This window comes from Polynucleobacter wuianus (genome assembly GCF_001659725.1).
GTDB lineage: Bacteria > Pseudomonadota > Gammaproteobacteria > Burkholderiales > Burkholderiaceae > Polynucleobacter > Polynucleobacter wuianus.
Genome location: NZ_CP015922.1, coordinates 1148264 through 1167625, shown reverse-complemented (window position 1 = coordinate 1167625; position 19362 = coordinate 1148264). Strand labels below are relative to the sequence as shown.

Sequence of the window (19362 nt, the reverse complement as noted above, 5' to 3'; positions counted from 1 at the left end):
TAGTTATATTTTAATTCTATAAAATATAAAATTTGGAATAATCTTAATTACCCACATAATAGCTCTCCAGAAACCTGGGACATAATATTCTCCATTTCCATGATTTATAATGGTTATAATTGTTTTTGAGATATCTTGAGGCTTTCTCCACAGTATGCCTTTCTTAAATTTTAGTGTCATTGGGGTATTTACAAAACCTAGTTTTATGGTAACAATTTTTACCCCATATCCATTTAATTCTTGACGCATACCCTCACAAAATATATTTAACATACCCTTGGCAGAACCATAAATATAATTTGTGCCTCTGCCTCTATCTCCTGCCACCGAACTAAGTAGTGAAATTGTGCCTTTTTGTTGATTTTTCATATACTTGCAAGTGATTGTTAGAAATGACACGGTGGATAAAGCGTTTGTGGATATTTCTCTTAAAGTTAAGTCAACTGATTGAGTGCATCGCTTTTGATCTGGTAGATTTCCGTGTGCTATTAATACAATATCTATGGAACCTAAAAAATCTGAGGCTGTATCAAGTGCTTTTTGGTGTTTTTCAAAATCATTAATATCTAAGATAAATCCGCTAACCGCTATTGCGCCCTGGATTATGAGTTTCTTGGTTAATTGGTCAATTTTAACTTGTGATCTTCCCACAAGAAAGAATATACAGCCCTCCTTAGCCCAAAGTGTTGCACAAGATTCAGCGATGGCTGAGGTTGCGCCGATAATCATGATTTTTTTCATTTAAATCCTAGCCTAATGGATTGAGTGGATCTAAATTTACCAATACAGTCATATTTGGATCTAATTTCTTCAATTTTTTCCCAATTATGATAAGATTTTCTAAATGTTTTCTGATTCATTACCCCATCTTTTGCTAAATATATTCTGCCACCATATTCAAGTACTAGCTTGTCTAGTAATTCAATAAGAGGGAAAATGCTCGCCTCAAGTTTAAAGTCTAATGCTAATGTATAACCTTCAATGGGAAATGAAAGATAGTTTTCATTCTTTGGCCCAAAAGCTTTAAGAACAGCTAAAAATGAGCCTTTACCGCTTTCCGAAACTATCCTTAATATGTGCTTGAGACCTTTTTGACCCACTGCCTTGGGAACAACAAACTGGTATTGAATAAAGCCATGTTTGCCATAAAGCCTATTCCAGTTATGTATTTTATCTAAGGGGTAAAAATAAGATTCTAGGGGTGTTGTTACATTGGAAGAATAATTTTTTGCAATGTTAAAATAAATCGTATTAAAAATTTTAGCAGTCCATGGGTTTAGAAGGCTTGACGGCATTTGGATCGGAATTTTGATGTGGCGTGAAGCCTTTAACTTTAGATCCCCTTGTTTAGCATGCTCGCCAAGCATCAATAAAGAGCGTCCTAAGTCCTTACCTGTTTTTAAACAATCTATCCAGGCGACCGAGTAAGTGCTGTTTGAATTTTTATCAAACAGCTCACATACCTCCTCAAGACAGTTGGCTTTGATTGTTTTTTGATAAATTTGACTTGAGGAAATTGGCATTAGTTGAATTGTCGCACTCAATACTAACCCAGTTAATCCCATTCCCCCACAGGTTGCGCGAAATAATTCTGTATGATTTAACTCCGATATATTTAAGATTTCACCTGTGCCAACCATTAACTCCAGTGACCTAATATGTTTTGTAAAGGTGCCGCTAAGGTGATGATTTTTGCCGTGAATATCACTGGCTATCGCACCGCCGATACTCACAAAACTGGTTCCTGGGGTTACTGGAATGAACCAACCCTTTGGTACGATAATCTTGAGAATTTCTCGGATAGTTATGCCAGATTCGCAAGTTAATAAACCTGTTAGCTCATTAAATTGGATAACATGGTTGAGTAGATCAGTCTGTAAAATGGTTGAGCTATTAGCGCTATCCCCATAGCTTCTTCCTTGACCTCTTGGGATAAGAGTATTTTCTTCAATAAGCTTCCAACATTCAGACCTTTGAGGGGGTAGTAAGACTTTTGCATCAATAGTGGGATACCCTCCCCAGCCTTTTACTTTCATACGGATATTGAATTATTGAAAACAAACTTTTTATCAAGGTGATACTTTACATAATAACCAGTCGATAGTCCAATACCGGCGCCAACATAACGCATTAGATTGGATGCAAATATTATATGAAAAGCCCATTCCGTTAGCCAAAAAATAGCAGTACTAAATATACCCATACTACTATACAGGAGAAATTTTCTTACATCTGAGCGCATATTTTTATGTTGAGCATTAAAAATGTATTTTTTGTCCAACTCATAGCGAAGAAATAGTCCGATAGCAGTTGCGCATAGAACAGATAATATCAAGGCATTTTCACCATGATAAACCCTTAGGAAAATTATTTGGATAGCAATATTAATAGCTGTAGCTAAAATTGCTATCAATATATAACGCAGTAGGATATCTTTGCTAGATAATTTTTTTATCACTTCAAACCTCTGCAATTATAAATACTATGAAAAGTGCAATGACAATTACAGTGCTCAGTTTGTCTTTAAGGGCAAAGATGATTGGATCATCATTCATATTTCCCCGATGCGCTTGCAACCACATCCAACTGATCCAAAGTAACATCAACGGTACTGCCCCCCAAATGAATTCGGGAGTTCTATAGAATCTCGTAACATTTTCGCTATTTAGATATAGGGCTAACACAAGGGTGGATGCGTAACCAGAGGAGATTCCTAGTTGCTCTATAAGTGGGGCATCGCTAGCAACATACCCCCGCCCGTGAACTTTTTCATCAGTATTTCTTCGATGGGATTTAAGTTCAGCATATCTTTTAACAAAAGCAAGTGAAAGAAATAGAAATGTAGAAAAAGCCAACAGCCAAAATGATAATGGAATATCTATGGCGAAACCGCCTGCCACAATTCGAAGTGTGTACAAAATAGCAAGCGCTAAGCAGTCAATGAGAATAAGGCGTTTCACTCCCAAAGAGTAAATGCAAGTCAATGCAAAATAAATTGCTAGCCATGGCAAGAATCCTCCGCCGACGAATTGACTAATAAATAAGCTGACTAAAATTAATGCGGGAGCCAAAAGACAACCCACCCAAATTGGAATCTCTCCAGATGCAAAAGGGCGAAATTTTTTACGGGGATGATTTCTATCGCTCTGGAGGTCTAATAGATCGTTGATAATATAGACTGAAGATGCGCACAAACAAAATGAGAAAAAAGCTAAAAAGAGGACGATCCAGGAAGCGCTATTATTTGCTTGATGAGCTGCAAGCAAGGGGACAAAGATTAGCAGATTTTTGAGCCACTGATGAATCCTTAATGCGCTTACCCAAGATGAAAAGTTTAATTTTGTTGGATAAATAACTTTTTTTACAGAAGTATGTAGTTTGGCTTTCTTGATTAAATTACGAGAGTTGCTTACCACCACGCCTTCCTTTGCTTTTTTCCATACAGGTAAATCACTTGTTGAGTTGCCTACGTAGTCAAATCCATTGTCACCAAAGCGAGCAGCTAGCTTTGCCGCTTTGTTTTGACCGGCTAAATTTAAAGCGCCATCACTTGCTAAAACCTCGTCGAAAATATCTAAATAACCCGCTATTTTTTTGGCAATCTTTTCATCCGAGGCCGTGCATAAAATTAATTTTCTCCCATTGCCCTTTTCAATTTTTAACCAATCTATTAGTTGAAGGTTATATGGTAAACAGCCTACATCTAAAGTAGCTGCTCTTAATGCCAACTCTTTTTTTACTTTTGCTTTACCCTGAAAAATCCATATTGGTAGCATGAAAATAGATAAAGGGTTATTTTTAAAGCAGCATAAAGCAGATTCATGCAGCATATCGGTAAATACTAGAGTACCATCCAGGTCGACAGTAATAGATCGAAGATCATTGGAGCCTAGTTTTTCAAGTCCAGCACTAAGTGTTTGCATATATCTTACTTATATTGGTGAGGGGCGGGTCAACTCCTTGCAAGCTATCTCAATTTAGTGAGAAGTTGATGACTAGGCGTTATCAGATTTATTAGACGTTTTGATCGATTTTTTTATAAATTTGGAAAAAACTAATTCTATCATTCCTAATAGTATTTTTATACAATCAAGGAATGCAACTCATTTTTATTCCTTTATGGCAGCAACGGTTTCTGGATAGCTTTTTACTGGGTTTTTTTAGTTGGTTATGTTACCACCCATTTGAAATTATTTTTCCAAATACTGGTGAATTCAATGTAGCGCAATACTTATTGATTTCATGGTCAATAATACTAGCTCCCACGATTTGGGAGATTCTTTCTGTTTATGATTCCTGGCGAGCAAGACCCTTATTTGAGTTGATAGTACGCATCGGTATTGGTTGGCTATTGGTTCTTTTGGGTGGACTACTTATTTTATTTTTTATTAAGCAGGTCAACTTTTTATCTAGGCTTTTTACTATCTATTGGTTTTTGTGTTGCCTCTTTTTAATGTATCTCTATAAGTATTGTTTGTATTACTTTTTGCGGTTAAATCGTGTTAAAGGGCAGAATGCTAAACGAGTACTGATATTAGGATCTAATTCTGATCCTAGGTGGGCTAAGAATAAGTTTGTTTTTGGCGCTCAGGAAGGTTTTGAATTCATGGGTAATTACAGTCCAACTTCTCTAGCATTAGATAAATTGCCTATGCTTGTAAAGCAATATCGTATAGACGAAGTATGGATTTCACTTTCAATTACTGAGGCAGCGTACATCAATGAGGTCCAGTTACATCTGCGCAATCTTTTGGTTAAATTGCGCTGGTTTCCCGATCGCATGGCAATGGAGTTAATGTTAAATCCTATGCAAGATTTTCTGGGTTTGCCGATGGTTGTTTTAGATGAGCCTTCTGCTATCGGTAGGGGGCGATTTATCAAATCACTTTTTGATAAATCATTCTCTTTTATTGCCTTAATTTTTTTATCGCCGCTTTTATTGTTCTTGGCTCTCTTAATTAAGTTTGACTCTAAAGGTCCTATTTTCTTTATTCAACCACGCCTTGGCCTTGATGGAAAAATTATTAATGTCCTGAAATTTAGGAGCATGAAACTGCATGAGGAATTCGGAATCGTAACTCAGGCCTCCAAAGAGGATCAAAGGGTGACTAGGGTTGGCAAATATTTACGACGCTATAGCCTAGATGAATTGCCTCAATTCATTAATGTGCTGATGGGTGATATGTCGGTAGTCGGTCCTAGACCGCATGCCTTAAAGCATAATGAAGAGTTTAGCGATATGCTAGAAGGTTATCTACTAAGGCACAAAGTAAAACCAGGGATCACAGGTTGGGCGCAGATTAATGGTTACCGAGGAGAAACCGATACACTTGATAAATTAGCTAAGCGGTTGGAATTTGATATGTACTATATTGCGAACTGGTCTTTCTGGTTTGACATCCGCATTGTTTTAACGACGGCTTTCATGGGTTGGACTTCAAAAAACGCCTATTAACTATACTAAATGGGAAATTCTATTCATGAACAAAACTCAACAGCTTTCGGAATATCAAAAAATTCTCATTACAGGCGGTGCCGGTTTTTTTGGGTTCACATCTTACCGAAAAGTCACTCAAAGAAGGCAACGATGTATTAGTGGTGGATAATTATTTCACTGGATCTAAAGTCAATTTGGCACATTTGTTGCCTAATCCTAATCTAGAGCTGATGCGTCACGATGTGACTTTTCCGCTCTATGTAGAGACCAATCAAATCTACAACTTGGCATGCCCTGCATCACCTGTGCATTATCAGTACGACCCAGTGCAAACAACCAAGACAAGTGTGCATGGTGCCATCAATATGCTCGGCTTAGCTAAAAGAACGCGGGCGCGTATCTTGCAAGCTTCAACCAGTGAGGTCTATGGTGACCCAGAGGTGCACCCTCAGCCAGAGGAGTATTGGGGCAGGGTTAATCCAATTGGTATTCGCTCTTGCTATGACGAAGGTAAGCGCTGTGCTGAAACTTTGTTCTTTGATTACAACCGTCAACACAATTTAGATATAAAAGTCGTTCGTATCTTTAACACCTATGGTCCTCGCATGCATCCTTATGATGGTCGTGTGGTGAGTAACTTTATCGTTCAGGCCTTACAAGGTAAAGACATCACGATTTATGGTGATGGCCAGCAAACCAGAAGTTTTTGCTATGTGGATGATTTGATCGATGCCATGGTGAAGATGATGAATTCAGAACAAGGTTTTACTGGACCAGTAAACATCGGCAACCCGGGTGAGTTCACGATGCTACAGTTGGCTGAAACTGTTCTCAAGCTGTCTGGTAGTAAATCGAAGATTATCTATCAACCACTACCTTCTGATGATCCTAAGCAGCGTCAGCCCAATATTGAATTAGCAAAAGCCAAGCTTGGTTGGCAGCCAAAGGTCAATCTTGAGGATGGCCTCAAAGAGACCATTGCCTATTTTAAGAAAGTACTTAAATGAAAATCGCAGTTGTTGGCACTGGCTACGTAGGTTTGTCAAACGCAATTTTGCTGGATCAGCATAATGAAGTCGTTTTATTGGATATTGACCAAGAAAGAGTTGCAAAGATTGGTAGAAAAGAGCTACCAATCGAGGACAAGGAGATGGAGGCATATCTTCACATCAAGTCTTTAAATTTAAGGGCCACTATTGATAAAGATGAGGCTTATAAAAATGCTACTTATGTAATTATTGCTACGCCAACTGATTACGATGAGATTACTAACTACTTTGATACAAGAACTGTTGTAGCGATTGCTCAGGATGTTTTAGCTATTAATCCAAATGCCGTGGTGGTAATCAAGTCTACTATTCCGGTAGGTTTCGTTAATCAATTAAAGGAAAATCTTGGATCTGATAACGTTATGTTTTCCCCGGAATTTTTGAGAGAAGGTAGGGCGCTTTATGATAACCCGCACCCGTCTCGCATTGTAGTTGGAGAAAAATCCATACGCGCTGAATTATTTGCCAATTTGCTAAAGCAAGGAGCAATTAAAAAATACATCCCTACTATTTTTACTAACTCTACCGAAGCGGAGGCGATCAAATTATTTGCTAATACCTATTTAGCGATGCGTGTCGCTTATTTTAATGAATTAGATACTTATGCTGCTCTTCATGGATTAAATGCTAAAGAAATTATTGAGGGGGTTGGTCTAGATCCACGTGTTGGAGCGCATTACAATAATCCTTCATTTGGGTATGGTGGGTACTGCCTACCTAAAGATACCAAGCAGTTGCTAGCTAATTACAGCAATGTACCGCAAAATCTAATGCAGGCTATAGTGAGTGCAAATAGTACTCGGAAAGATTTTGTTGCCAGTGAAATACTAAAACGGAACCCTAAAATTGTGGGAATCTATCGTCTCATTATGAAGGCTGGTTCCGATAACTGGAGAGCTTCTAGTATTCAAGGAATTATGAAGCGCATCAAGGCGAGAGGTATTGAGGTCGTTGTCTATGAACCCATGCTAAAGTAGAGTATTTTTCTTAATTCTGTGGTTTTGGAGAGTCTGGAAGATTTTAAAAATCGTTCAGATGTGATTGTTGCCAATCGTTTGAATGATGAATTAATGGATGTAATTGATAAAGTCTACACACGGGATTTATTTGGTGGAGATTAGGATTATCCAATATTGATCTCTGATTGTTGGTTGCTTAATTTTTTCTCCGATTCCCTATAACCGCTATATTTAGTTCTTTAACATAAAGTGAGCGTCATCATGAGGTTGTTAAGAGTTATTCCGAGTATTAGTCCAGCTACTGGCGGGCCTATCGAAGCATTAATTCAAATGCAACAAGGATTGGGTCGACTGGGAATTTTTTTAGATGTTGTAAGTTGCGATGATCCAAATTCTATTTATGTTAAAAATACAGTCTTAAAAAGAGTCAATGCGGTTGGCCCATCACAGTTAGGGACCTATGGCTTTACACCGAAACTTCAACCTTGGCTAAATGAGAATATTTCAGCTTATGATGCTATGATTGTCGATGGATTGTGGCAATATCATAGCTATTCCGCTAGAAAAATTGCAATTATTTATCAAATCCCTTATTTTGTTTACAGTCACGGAATGCTGGATCCTTATTTTAATAAGGCATATCCCCTAAAGTATTTCAAAAAATTATTGTATTGGTTGTTAGTAGAAAGATTCGTGCTGAAAGATGCAAAGGCTGTAATCTTCACCTGTGAAGATGAGAAGCTATTTGCTCGAAAATCTTTTGTTCCCTACAAAGCAAATGAAGCTGTTTCAGAGTTTGGCTATGGATTATCTGATCCTCCCGCTAATGGGGATCATTTAGCTTGGCAATTCCTTCAAAAAAATCCATCACTTCATAATAAGCGTATTGTTTTATTTCTTAGTCGAATACATGAAAAAAAAGGCTGCGATTTATTACTTGAAGCCTTCGCACGGATAGTTGGAGGTGATGAAGGATTACATTTGGCTATGGCGGGGCCCGATCAAAATGGCTGGGTAGAAGCTCTAAAAGAACGGGCGATTGTGCTGGGAATTGATCATAAAATTACTTGGCTGGGCATGCTACAAGGAGAGGATAAATGGGGGGCGTTTTATGCCTGCGAAGTGTTTTGCTTGCCATCGCATCAGGAGAATTTTGGTATTGTTGTTGCCGAAGCATTGGGTTGTGGAAAGCCAGTATTGATTAGCGATAAAGTGAACATTTGGCATGAGATTGAGGTGAGTCAAGCAGGCTTTGTAGATGAGGACACTATTGAGGGCACTGTTCTGAATTTAAATCGGTGGCTTTCTTTAAGTAAAAATGAATATGATCAAATGGCCTTAAGGGCCAAAGAATGCTTTTCGGATAGATTTCATATTGATAAGGCAGCCAATCGCTTGGTCGAAATTATTTGTGAAAATACCAATAATTGCTAGGGGGATGAACTGAAAATACTCATTTATGGTCTAAATTTTAGCCCTGAATTAACGGGCATCGGAAAGTATACTGGTGAAATGGCTAGGTGGCTTGCCGAGCAGGGTCACGAGATTGTAGTGGTTACTGCTCCACCTTATTATCCCGATTGGAAAGTCTGGCCTAATTTTTCCAAGTTAACCTATCACAAAGAGGTTGAGAAAAGTTTAACGGTATGGCGCTGTCCTTTATATGTGCCCAAAAACCCAAGTGCGATTAATCGCCTTCTCCATTTGGCAAGCTTCGCTTTCTCTTCATTGCCCATTGTTCTATCTCAGATATTTTGGCGTCCAAAATTGTTGATACTGGTTGTGCCTACATTATTTTGCGCCATTCAAGCGATTTTAACGGCTAGGTTAAGTGGCGCAAAGTCAATTTTGCATATTCAGGATTATGAGGTCGATGCTCTTTTTGGCTTAGAATTACTCCATCCTGGTTTGGTTAAGCGTACTGCGCTTGCTTTAGAAAGTTTTTTTCTGAAGAATTTTAACTATGTTTCCAGTATTTCCACAGCAATGTTAAATCGTGCCATATCAAAAGGGGTTTGTCCCGATAAATTGCTTCTTTTACCAAATTGGTCCGAGTTAGATCGATTTAGTTGTGTGAAGTTCTCTGCTGATATACTCAACTCTTTAGGTGTTAAAGAGGGTTGTAGGGTTCTGCTCTATTCTGGAAATATTGGCGAAAAACAAGGTCTTGAGTTGGTGCTGCTAACTGCTCAGCAATTTGAGCATCGGAAAGATGTGATATTTCTAATAGTGGGGGAGGGTGCCACTAAGGATCGGTTAATGGAGATGGCCAAATCCCTTCATTTATCAAATGTAATCTTTGCACCACTTCAAAGTTATGAGAATCTTCCGACTTTATTAGCTTGCGCTGATGTTCATCTGGTAATACAAAAACATGCTGCTGCGGATGCCGTATTACCTTCTAAGCTTACTAACATATTTGCAGTAGGAGGTAATGCCATTATTACAGCCAAAGCAGATACTTCACTGGGTATGCTGTGTGCTGAAATCCCTGGAATTGCTACTTTGATAGATCCCGAATCAGTTCAGGCTTTGGTGGAAGGTATAAATCAGGCTCTAGAGTGTTCCCGTCCAAATTTGATTGCGAGTCAGTACGCGAAAAAGAATTTAGATAAAAACGTGATATTGCAGACTTTTTTTGATGAGCTTCATAGGTTTAAGGGTTTAAAGTGAGGTGATATGTCTAGAGTTTTAATTACAGGTGGATCTGGATTTATAGGCACCAATTTAGTGGATTACCATTTGAAAAATGGTGACATTGTATGTAGTCTGGACAATGTTGAGCCAAGGAATAAAGGCCACAACCCTTACTATAAAAAAGTAAATCTTTTGCATAAAGAGGGAATACTGAAAGCTTTCAAAGAATTTCAGCCAGATTATATCTACCACCTTGCAGCCCGAACCGATTTAAATGGGGCTGCTGAACAAGATTATTTAGCTAATACAGTGGGGCTGGAGAATGTAATTGAATGCTGCAATCAGCTTCCACAACTTAAGCGTGTTGTTTTTTCATCATCTCGTTTGGTTTGTAAAATCGGTTATAGCCCAAAAAATTATGAAGATTATTGCCCAACAACCGCTTATGGTTACAGTAAGGTTTATGGAGAAAAAATTATTAAAGAGATGCCAGGAAGAAATTGGTCTTGGTGTATTGTTCGTCCAACCTCAATTTGGGGCCCTTGGTTTTCAGTGCCATATCGCAATTTTTTTAATGCAGTCCAAAAAGGGGTCTACTTTCATCCAATGAATTTAAAAGTATTAAAGTCGTTTGGATATGTTGGGAATACAGTTTATCAATTAGCGAATTTAATGGAGGCATCACTTGAGAAAGTTAATAAGAAAACTTTCTATCTAGGGGATTATGATCCCATTGATGTTTATCCCTTTGCTAAATTAATTGCTCATGAATTTGGCTCTCGAGATCCATTTCAAATCCCCATTTTTTTTCTTATCTCTCTAGCAAAAATTGGTGATATATTTCAAAAATTTGGATTTTCAGCACCACTCACTTCATTTAGACTTAGTAATTTGAATACTCCAATGTTGCATGACTTACATGATTTGCAAGGGGTTATCGGCCCCCTTCCTTATGATCTCAAATCAGGCATTAAAGAAACTGTGTTGTGGATGAAGGGTGAGAAATGAGAGATCCTATTTACCAAGATTTATCACAGTTTTCGATGCCACCGAATTTTCGGGGGAAAAATGTTTTTATTGTCCAGTTGTGGTGGATAGTTCAAGCACTACTTTTTAGTACATCTCCCGATTTTTTATATGGCTATCGAGCATGGTTGCTCAGATTGTTCGGGGCTAAGTTGGGAAATAATGTCCGCATTAGACCATCAGCAAAGGTCACCTTTCCATGGAAATTAGAAGTGGGTGACAATGTTTGGATAGGCTATGACACTATTATTTATAATCTTGAGAAAATCACAATTGGATCTAATGTAGCTATCGCCCACAGGGTATATTTATGTACAGGCTCTCATAATATTTCAAAACTTACTTTTGACATCGAATCTTATCCTATCAATATAGAAGATGAGGTATGGTTGCCAAATGATATATTTGTTGGTCCCGGCGTGACCATTGGTCATGGCACAGTAGTGGCTGCTAGAAGTACTGTCTTAAAAGATTTGGAGTCTGGAATTGTGGCGGTGGGATCACCAGCTCGCAAATTAAGAAATAGACTGCCAGCTTGAATGCTATTTAGATTGGGGGTTTTTATTCTGATCTTTAGATTTGTTGTTGGTGTCATTCATGGTGGACTATATACTTATCTATGATAATTGGGGAGTTTCGTAACTATTGTATCCTTTGAGATATTTCAGATCAGGGGCTCATGCTTTTTTAGTTGTGCGACTAATTTTTAAATGGTCGTAATTGGTTTTTTGTTGTTCTTTTAGGCGATGAAGGCGGCATGTATCCATGTTAAGTGCTGGCTCTGCGCTAAACAAAAAGTTTGGCTAAATTGCACGGTGAGATTACTGTCTTGTAAGGCTTTTATCGACGGCAACCCACTTACTGATTGGTTGGCGACTAGTGTAATACCCCCATTTAAGTAGACATTCTTAAAGAGGAAAATTCTGCTAGTTGTCGATAGTGTATAGGTGACAACTTCCCTAGTGCTGCATGAGGACGATCCTCGTTGTAAATCTTGATCCACTGCTCAGTGATGTCCTTGACTTGATTAAGGTTTTCAAAAATATGTGCACTGAGTACTTCATGACGGTAAGTGCGGTTAAATCGTTCAATAAAGGCATTTTGTTGTGACCCCCTCCCAAAAAGTGGAGGGTTTTAAATTAGAACTTAGCTACGTTTAACGCATTTCTCTGACCTTGTTTCAGGTACTCACTTGGGGTCAGATTTCCAAGTGAGCTGCGAGGCCTGTTTTCATTATCCCACAGGGATTCCCGTTGGTCATTTCACATCTCCATGCTTCAATAATGCGTTTGGCTTCCTCCATGGATTTGAACTCATGCACATTTAAACATTCATCTTCTTAGTCGACCATTAAAAGATTCATAAAGCCCATTATCTGTTGGCTTTCCAGATCTTGTAAATACCAAACTCACGCGATTTACATGCGCCCAATCATCCATCACCGAGGAGGTAAATTCCGTGCCATGATCCACGGTAATCGAGGCGGGTAATTTACGGCTTTGCGCAGCTCGATTTAAGGCCATAATTACCTCCCGACTAGTCAGCCTAAAACCGGTCTCTAGTAACACACTCTCGCGACTCCAATTATTGACCACGGTAAGCACCCGAAAAGTCAAACCATTACTCAGCCGATCATGGACAAAGTGACCAAAGGGAATCCCTGTGGGACCATGGTCCAACGCTCATTGGGGCCACTTGCTGGTGGTGGCATACCGCGATGCAATGACATATGTTTCTTGCGTCGGCGACGCATTCTGACCTGCAAGCCTTCTAGGCAATACAAGCGATGGACTCGCTTGATATTGATTTGCCAGCCTTCACGCCGGAGCTTCACATGGATCCGTTCACAACCAAAGCGAGGTCTGTCATTGGCAATCTCCCGAATCCGCATACGTAAGCCTTCTTGCTGTTCATTTTTCCTCGGCTTGTACCAGCATGAACACGATAACTTAGCAAAATCACAGGTCTTATCAATGGCCAGACCATAAGTTTGCCTAATCCATACCGCAATTTCGCGTCTGCAGACGGGTTTTAGATCTTTTTTTAATCACCTCCTGCAAGATATTTTTATCTAAGGTGAGATCCGCTACGAGCCGTTTGAGCCTGGCGTTTTCATCTTCTAGTTGGCGCAGACGACGTACTTCACTAGCACCAAGCTCCCCGTATTTTTTCTTCCAGATATAGAAGGTTGCCTGCGAAATGCCTAAGCTCCGACAGACATCTTCAACAGCAGTTCCGCCCTTGGCTTGACATAAGGCATAAGTCACTTGTTCTTCCGTAAATCGGGATTTTTTCATCGCCATCTGCTCCATTTTGAAGAGAGTTAAAAGCGACCTTACTCTAGTTTTGGACCGTATTACTTTTTTTTGGGGGGGTCACTAGGACCTGAATGCCAAGTACATATTCGGGCATACTAGAAACTAAGGGTAGCGCTATTCCATACCATGTAGCTCAAAGGACTAAGCTTTCGGGTGTGACACAGCTCGATTAGTCCTGCTTTGCGGGATACTACAATGCTGACTATATCTAATTTAATTCAACGCTATTTGAGCGTCATGAGATATAGGTTGTTATTCATTTGTTTTATCTGATTATTTTGGACTAATATGAGATTAAATTGGCGTAGGTACTTAGCCCGAATTGAAGTAAAGATGATTTTTTTTAGTCTTATATTTATTTTCACAATCTTATTTTTAGTACCACTATATCTTTTACCTCCAGACGATATATTTCACTGGTGGGATAAAGCTCAACACATGCTCATATTCTTTATATTGAGCTTCTTAGGAGTAATTGCTTATCCTAGGATACCAAAAACTATCTTTTTTGCTCTGGCTGCTTTTGGCGGTTTAATTGAAATTATTCAGTCTTTTACTGGTTGGCGGACTGGAGAGTTGATTGATTGGTATGCTGATCTAGTGGGTATTTTAGCAATGTGGTTGACGATTCGATCGTTTATGTTTATCAGAGAACAGACTTGATTTTAGTAACACTCCATAAGAGAGGATTATTGATGATCTCTTACTTAAAGGAGTGCTAAATATGGCAAAAGGACAACGGCTTAAACCCGAACAAATCGTCACCTTATTGCGTCAAATTGATGTTTTAACCACCAATGGCAAAACCTTGGCGCAAGCTTGTAAAGAAGTGGGCACAGTAGAGCAAAGCTACTATCGTTGGCGCAAGATTTATGGCGGTATGAAGCTCGATCAAGCTAAAAAAGTTCAAAGAGCTTGAACAAGAAAATACTCGCCTCAAAAAGCTCGTAGCAGACTTATCGCTACGAGAAGTCATGCTTAAGGAAGTTATTAAGGGAAACGGTAATCCCCCCACAGATTAACTGAGCTCAGAGGTAGAATTTTCTCTATTAGAGGAGTTCTACATGAAGCGTTCTAAATTTACCGATAGCCAGATCATGGATGCCCTAAAACGGGTAGATGCTGGCTTAGCCGTCCCAGAGGTTTGCCGTGAGCTAGGCATCAGCGCTGCTACTTTCTACAAGTGGCGCGCCAAATACGGCGGTATGGATACCTCCATGATGGCCCGCATGAAAGAGCTTGAGGCTGAAAATGCCCGCTTAAAGAAGATGTACATCGAAGAAAAGCTCAAGGCAGAAATACTAAACGAGGCCATCACAAAAAAGTGGTGAGCCCAATCTCACAGACGTGAGATGGTCCAAAAAGCAGTATCCCAACACCATGTATCGATCAGACTGGCCTGTGAGATCTTTGGCGTTAGCGAGTCTTGCTATCGCTATGAAGCTAAGAATAATGCCGAGAATGAACTCATTGCCAGCTGGCTCATCCGCTTGACCGACAACAACTGTAACTGGGGCTTTGGCCTTTGCTATTTATATCTGCGCAATGTAAAAAACTTTAAATGGAACCATAAGCGGATCTACCGTATTTACAAGGCTCTGGAGCTCAACTTACGCATCAAACCCCGCAAACGTTTGGTGCGAGATAAGCCAGATGCCTTGGTTGTACCGCTGAGCATCAACCAAGTATGGTCAATGGATTTTATGCATGACTAGTTGCAAGATGGCAGGTCCATCCGCTTGTTCAATGTCATTGATGACTTTAATCGTAAGACCTTGGGCATTGAAGTGGACTTCTCATTGCCAGCAGAGCGAGTCGTTCGTAGCTTAGATCAAATCATTGCTTGGCGAGGTAAGCCTGCTGTTATACGAGCGGATAATGGCCCGGAACTTGTCAGTGGCAGACTGATGGAGTGGGCAGCAAAGCATCAAATCCACAGATAACACATCCAACCAGGTAAACCACAACAAAATGCCTATGTAGAACGCTTTAATCGCACCGTCAGATATGAATGGCTATCTCAGCATTATTGGGAAAGTGTTAACGAAGTTCAAGAGTTTGCAACGCAATGGATGTATAAATACAATCATCAACGTCCAAACATGGAATTGGGCGGTATCACCCCGAAACAGCGACTGGCCATGGTTGCTTAATTAACTCTACCTCTAGGTTCGGTTAAATAAGGGGGGATAACTTACTACAGATGTACTTAAGTAAAAACGCATCAGAAGCGCGGCAGGACTCCGTCAATAGCCGATAACTCCCAAAGTAAGTTTGTAGATTAGAAATCCTTCAGATTAAAAAGGGAGTTCTGCCCCCGGCTTAGCCGCTAACAAAGCAGTTTTGAACTCACTTTGAATGCGCGCAATCGCTGCCTCATTATCAGCCTCAAAACGCAAGACTACTACAGGTGTGGTGTTTGATGGCCGCGCTAAACCAAAGCCATCAGCATATTCCACTCGCACTCCATCAATGGTATTAATGGATTCGGAAGTAGGGAAAGTAGCATTGGCTTTCATAAACTCTAGGATGGTGAAAGGCTCGCCTTCAGCACATGCAAGTTGTAATTCAGGAGTACAGATGGCATTCGGTAGATTGTTTAAGGTATCGCTTGGATTCTTTTCTTTACTAAGGATCTCTAACAAGCGAGCGCCAGTGTAAAGACCATCATCAAAACCAAACCAACGGTCTTTAAAGAAGATGTGACCGCTCATTTCACCAGCCAGTGGCGCATCAGTTTCTTTGAGCTTGGCTTTAACGAGAGAGTGGCCAGTTTTCCACATCAAGGGTACGCCACCATATTCCTTAACAAAGGTAGCTAAATTGCGCGTGCATTTCACATCGTAAATAATCTGACCGCCAGGATTTCTGGAGAGCACATCTTTGGCAAAGAGCATCATTTGACGATCTGGAAAAATCACCTGACCATCTTTAGTCACTACGCCCAAACGATCTGCATCGCCATCAAAAGCTAAACCGAGTTCATTATCGGTCGTCTGCAGATTCTTGATGAGATCTTGTAAATTTTCAAGATGCGCAGGATCAGGATGATGATTTGGAAAATGCCCATCGACTTCACAAAATAATTCTTGAACTTGGCAGCCTAGGGCTCTAAACAGTTTTCCGGCAAATGCGCCACCCACACCATTGCCACAATCGACTGCAATTTTCATGGGGCGTGCAAGTTTAATGTCGCCCACGATGTATTGCAAATACATTGGGAAAATATCAAAACTACTGAGTTGGCCCTTACCAGTCACAAATTGCTTTGCTTCGATCCGTTGACGCAGTGCCTGAATCTGTTCGCCATAAATGGCTGCGCCTCCTAGGACCATCTTGAAGCCGTTATAGTTTGGTGGATTATGGCTGCCCGTAATCATGATGCCCGATCTGGGTGTTCTGCCATTGATAGTGTGATTGGCAGCGAAGTAGACCATGGGTGTAGCCACCATGCCTAAATCAATCACGTTGATACCCGTAGAGAGTAGACCTTCAGTTAAAGCCTCAATCAAGATAGGCCCTGATAGGCGACCATCACGACCAATCACAATATCGGTTTCACCAAGCTCACGCATCTCAGTACCAAAGGCTTGACCAATCAACTTGGCAATCGATGGATCTAAAGTCTCATCAATAATGCCGCGGATGTCATAGGCTTTGAAAATAGATGGCGATAGTTGCACGATTAGTCCTGATATTTAATATTGATTAGTGAGCAATTTCAATAATGGAATTCAAACCATCACATGCTTCTTGAAATAGGGCGGGTGGAAGTGTTTTCCAAGGATGTGGCCTTGCATTACGTAAACGCCAATCAAAGGACTTTGGTTGATGTGTCAATATATAGACTGGGTCGGCTTTGCTAGGCGAGAACTTCATTGCAAATGGGTTTGTTTCATTGGACTTGGCATGAGTCATTGGCAGACCAATGACAATGCCTGTTTTTTCATTAAATGCTTTTGGAGAAATGACGAGTATAGGGTGCTCACCTTGCATTTCTTTGCCAGATTGTGGATTACAAATAATCCAAATCATGTCTCTTCGCTCAGGCACCCAAACTTTTAATTTTTCCACCATTAAAAAATTTCTTGGCCGATGAGCGTGGAAGCCATTGCTTCACCGCCATGTTGATCTGGGTCAAACGCTTTCAGTTTTTGACTGAGGCTCAATTTAGGCTTTCCAACAATCCTGAGGAGGACGCCATTTTTAACAACTTCTACTGAAATCGGCATGCCTTGAGAGAGATGGGCGGCTTTGGCAATTGGAGAGGTAATCCTTACTCCTAGGCCATTACCCCACTCCTGAACTATTTGAGCCACTTTTAGCGTTGGAGCCACGATTTACCCTCTATTTATGTTTAAACAAGTATAAACATTTAATGGCAGAATGTCAATAAGGCTTTTAAAATAGTGCTTTAACTACGAATTTAATAAATTAATACGGGCTGCGGTTACTGCATCAATGTCATCATTAGCCTGGATAGGATCAGAGCCGCTCACCAGCGCCTTCTCAATCGGCTTAGCTAGAACTTTGCCGTATTCAACCCCAGGTTGATCAAAGCTATTGATATTCCAGAGAGCACCCAGTGTGGCTGCACGGTTTTCATAAAGCGCTAAGAGCGCGCCCAAATAGAAAGCATTGAGTTCGGGTAAGAGTAATAGGTTACTAGGACGATTTCCGGGGTAAACATGATTTGGGTTATCAGCAGTTTTACCGTGTGCCAATGCCTGAGCTTGAGCTAGGCAATTCGCTAGTAGGATACGATGATGTGCAATTGCCTCGGGACGCTCACTCATCGGCTTGCGAACTGCTATGAAGTCAATCGGGATAATATCTGGGCCTTGATGAAGCAGTTGGAAATAGGAGTGCTGAGCATTACTACCTGTGCTTCCAAAAACGACTGGTGAGGAATACTTCACCGGCTTGCCGTTACGGTCCACACTCTTACCATTACTTTCCATATCGAGTTGTTGTAGCCACTTCGGAAATGCATCCAAGGCATCCGCATAGGGAATAGCTGCATAGGCTGTAATGCCCTGTTTTTGCTGTTGATGTAACAAGGCTAAGGCCATGATCACTGGAAGATTCTCTTCTAGTGGCGCATTCTTAAAATGCAAATCCATTGCGTGCGCACCAGCTAAAAACTCTTCAAAGGTTTTAAAGCCGTATTGCAAGGCAATGGGCAAGCCCACCGCTGACCAAACGGAATAACGTCCGCCAACCCAATCCCAAAATGGATAAATGTTGTCTTCCTCAATACCAAACTCTTTAGCAGCAGGCACATTGGCAGTTACTGCAAATAAAGAATTCGTTATTTGCCCCTTTGTACAGTCATTATCTTTAAGCCAATTGACCACGGCTTTTGCATTCATGGTCGTTTCAAGAGTAGTAAATGACTTTGAAACAATAATGACGCGGGTACTATTCGGTTGTGCCCGATCCAAAATGCGGGCTAGCTCGGCAGTATCAATATTAGCCAAGAAGTGCATGCGCATGCCACGACTTTCAATACCGGGAACATGGGCCAGAGCCTCAATTGCTAAACGGGGGCCAAAGTCCGAACCCCCAATGCCAATATGAATCACATCAGTAACGCCAACCCATTTATTACAAAGGGCATCAATACGACGCCAAACATCCGCGATTGCTGGCATGACATCTATGCCATCCAGAAACACAGGGGATTTAGGAAGATTGCGAAGTGCAGAATGCAATGCAGGGCGATCTTCACTGAAATTGATATGCTTGCCTGCAAACATATCAGCAATAAACTCTTTTACCTTAGATTTTTTGGCTACAGAAAATAGCTTTTTCCATTCTGCCGCATCAATATGTTGATAGGCGGTGTCGAGTACTACGTCAACCGCCGTAAAGGTGCTGTTAGTTGGGTTATCTGGGTTTTGCAAGGGCCTGGAAGTCATCCCTCGATTCTATCA

At 40.4% G+C, this 19362-nt stretch carries 16 protein-coding genes and 4 pseudogenes; 10 read left to right on the top strand and 10 right to left on the bottom strand.

Features of this window, described 5'->3' with window-relative positions; all coding sequences use genetic code 11:
- Nucleotides 1-3 precede the first annotated feature (3 nt).
- Genes A8O14_RS06100 through A8O14_RS06085 form a run of 4 tightly spaced genes read right to left on the bottom strand, consistent with a single transcriptional unit; the run spans nucleotide 4 to nucleotide 3923 of the window.
- The gene (locus A8O14_RS06100; protein ID WP_068948696.1) at nucleotides 4-741 is read right to left on the bottom strand and encodes an SDR family NAD(P)-dependent oxidoreductase; all 738 of its coding nucleotides are present in this window, start codon (nucleotides 739-741) and stop codon (nucleotides 4-6) included.
- Nucleotides 738-2036 carry an FAD-binding protein gene (locus A8O14_RS06095; RefSeq protein ID WP_068948695.1) on the bottom strand — a complete coding sequence of 433 codons (1299 nt, stop codon included), beginning with the start codon at nucleotides 2034-2036 and terminating at the stop codon, nucleotides 738-740. The genes A8O14_RS06100 and A8O14_RS06095 overlap by 4 nt, the downstream gene beginning before the upstream one ends.
- Nucleotides 2033-2458: a GtrA family protein gene (locus A8O14_RS06090; RefSeq protein ID WP_216235808.1), complete on the bottom strand. Its 426-nt coding sequence runs from the start codon at nucleotides 2456-2458 to the stop codon at nucleotides 2033-2035. Before A8O14_RS06090 ends, A8O14_RS06095 begins: the two co-directional genes overlap by 4 nt.
- 1 nt (nucleotide 2459) lies before the next feature.
- Nucleotides 2460-3923, bottom strand: coding sequence for a UbiA family prenyltransferase (locus A8O14_RS06085; RefSeq protein WP_068948694.1), 1464 nt, complete (start codon nucleotides 3921-3923; stop codon nucleotides 2460-2462).
- 173 nt (nucleotides 3924-4096) lie between these two features.
- Between A8O14_RS06085 and A8O14_RS06080 the strand changes: the two genes are divergently transcribed.
- The 7 genes and pseudogenes from A8O14_RS06080 to A8O14_RS06050 all read left to right on the top strand — a co-directional run bounded on the left by A8O14_RS06080 (nucleotide 4097) and on the right by A8O14_RS06050 (nucleotide 11647).
- Entirely contained in the window at nucleotides 4097-5455 is a 1359-nt protein-coding gene (locus tag A8O14_RS06080) for an undecaprenyl-phosphate glucose phosphotransferase (RefSeq protein WP_068948693.1), read from the top strand.
- A 25-nt stretch (nucleotides 5456-5480) separates the two neighbouring features.
- Nucleotides 5481-6444, top strand: a pseudogene (locus A8O14_RS06075) (UDP-glucuronic acid decarboxylase family protein).
- Nucleotides 6441-7463 carry a nucleotide sugar dehydrogenase gene (locus tag A8O14_RS06070; protein WP_456107070.1) on the top strand — a complete coding sequence of 341 codons (1023 nt, stop codon included), beginning with the start codon at nucleotides 6441-6443 and terminating at the stop codon, nucleotides 7461-7463. The pseudogene A8O14_RS06075 and the gene A8O14_RS06070 overlap by 4 nt, the downstream one beginning before the upstream one ends.
- A gap of 243 nt (nucleotides 7464-7706) precedes the next feature.
- Nucleotides 7707-8879, top strand: coding sequence for a glycosyltransferase (locus A8O14_RS06065; protein WP_068948692.1), 1173 nt, complete (start codon nucleotides 7707-7709; stop codon nucleotides 8877-8879).
- Between the two features lie 9 nt (nucleotides 8880-8888).
- Nucleotides 8889-10118, top strand: a complete 1230-nt coding sequence (locus tag A8O14_RS06060; protein WP_068948691.1) for a glycosyltransferase WbuB — start codon at nucleotides 8889-8891, stop codon at nucleotides 10116-10118.
- A gap of 6 nt (nucleotides 10119-10124) precedes the next feature.
- Nucleotides 10125-11090: an NAD-dependent epimerase/dehydratase family protein gene (locus A8O14_RS06055; protein ID WP_068948690.1), complete on the top strand. Its 966-nt coding sequence runs from the start codon at nucleotides 10125-10127 to the stop codon at nucleotides 11088-11090.
- A complete protein-coding gene (locus tag A8O14_RS06050) occupies nucleotides 11087-11647 on the top strand; it encodes a WcaF family extracellular polysaccharide biosynthesis acetyltransferase (protein ID WP_068948689.1) in 561 nt (186 codons plus the stop codon). The genes A8O14_RS06055 and A8O14_RS06050 overlap by 4 nt, the downstream gene beginning before the upstream one ends.
- Nucleotides 11648-12002: 355 nt before the next feature.
- Here A8O14_RS06050 and A8O14_RS11500 read toward each other — a convergent pair.
- Both A8O14_RS11500 and A8O14_RS11675 read right to left on the bottom strand, forming a co-directional pair.
- Nucleotides 12003-12212: pseudogene (locus tag A8O14_RS11500) on the bottom strand (integrase core domain-containing protein); the annotation flags it as partial.
- 35 nt (nucleotides 12213-12247) lie between these two features.
- Nucleotides 12248-13405 (bottom strand): annotated as a pseudogene (locus A8O14_RS11675) (IS3 family transposase).
- A gap of 354 nt (nucleotides 13406-13759) precedes the next feature.
- Between A8O14_RS11675 and A8O14_RS06035 the strand changes: the two are divergent.
- The 3 genes and pseudogenes from A8O14_RS06035 to A8O14_RS06020 all read left to right on the top strand — a co-directional run bounded on the left by A8O14_RS06035 (nucleotide 13760) and on the right by A8O14_RS06020 (nucleotide 15579).
- On the top strand, nucleotides 13760-14089 hold the full coding sequence (locus A8O14_RS06035; RefSeq protein ID WP_099092331.1) for a VanZ family protein: 330 nt from the start codon (nucleotides 13760-13762) through the stop codon (nucleotides 14087-14089).
- Nucleotides 14090-14150: 61 nt separating this feature from the next.
- Complete coding sequence (locus tag A8O14_RS06030; RefSeq protein ID WP_099092304.1) at nucleotides 14151-14345, top strand: transposase; 195 nt, start codon at nucleotides 14151-14153, stop codon at nucleotides 14343-14345.
- A gap of 145 nt (nucleotides 14346-14490) precedes the next feature.
- Nucleotides 14491-15579, top strand: a pseudogene (locus A8O14_RS06020) (IS3 family transposase).
- A gap of 144 nt (nucleotides 15580-15723) precedes the next feature.
- Here A8O14_RS06020 and A8O14_RS06015 read toward each other — a convergent pair.
- The 4 genes from A8O14_RS06015 to pgi form a co-directional block, all read right to left on the bottom strand.
- The gene (locus A8O14_RS06015) at nucleotides 15724-17109 is read right to left on the bottom strand and encodes a phosphomannomutase/phosphoglucomutase (RefSeq protein ID WP_068948686.1); all 1386 of its coding nucleotides are present in this window, start codon (nucleotides 17107-17109) and stop codon (nucleotides 15724-15726) included.
- Nucleotides 17110-17134: 25 nt separating this feature from the next.
- Nucleotides 17135-17503 (bottom strand): type II toxin-antitoxin system PemK/MazF family toxin, encoded by a 369-nt coding sequence (locus tag A8O14_RS06010; protein ID WP_068948685.1) that lies wholly within the window; start codon nucleotides 17501-17503, stop codon nucleotides 17135-17137.
- A complete protein-coding gene (locus tag A8O14_RS06005) occupies nucleotides 17503-17763 on the bottom strand; it encodes an AbrB/MazE/SpoVT family DNA-binding domain-containing protein (RefSeq protein WP_216217794.1) in 261 nt (86 codons plus the stop codon). The genes A8O14_RS06010 and A8O14_RS06005 overlap by 1 nt, the downstream gene beginning before the upstream one ends.
- Before the next feature lie 81 nt (nucleotides 17764-17844).
- Nucleotides 17845-19347 (bottom strand): glucose-6-phosphate isomerase, encoded by a 1503-nt coding sequence (pgi, locus tag A8O14_RS06000; protein WP_068948684.1) that lies wholly within the window; start codon nucleotides 19345-19347, stop codon nucleotides 17845-17847.
- Between the last annotated feature and the right edge of the window lie 15 nt (nucleotides 19348-19362).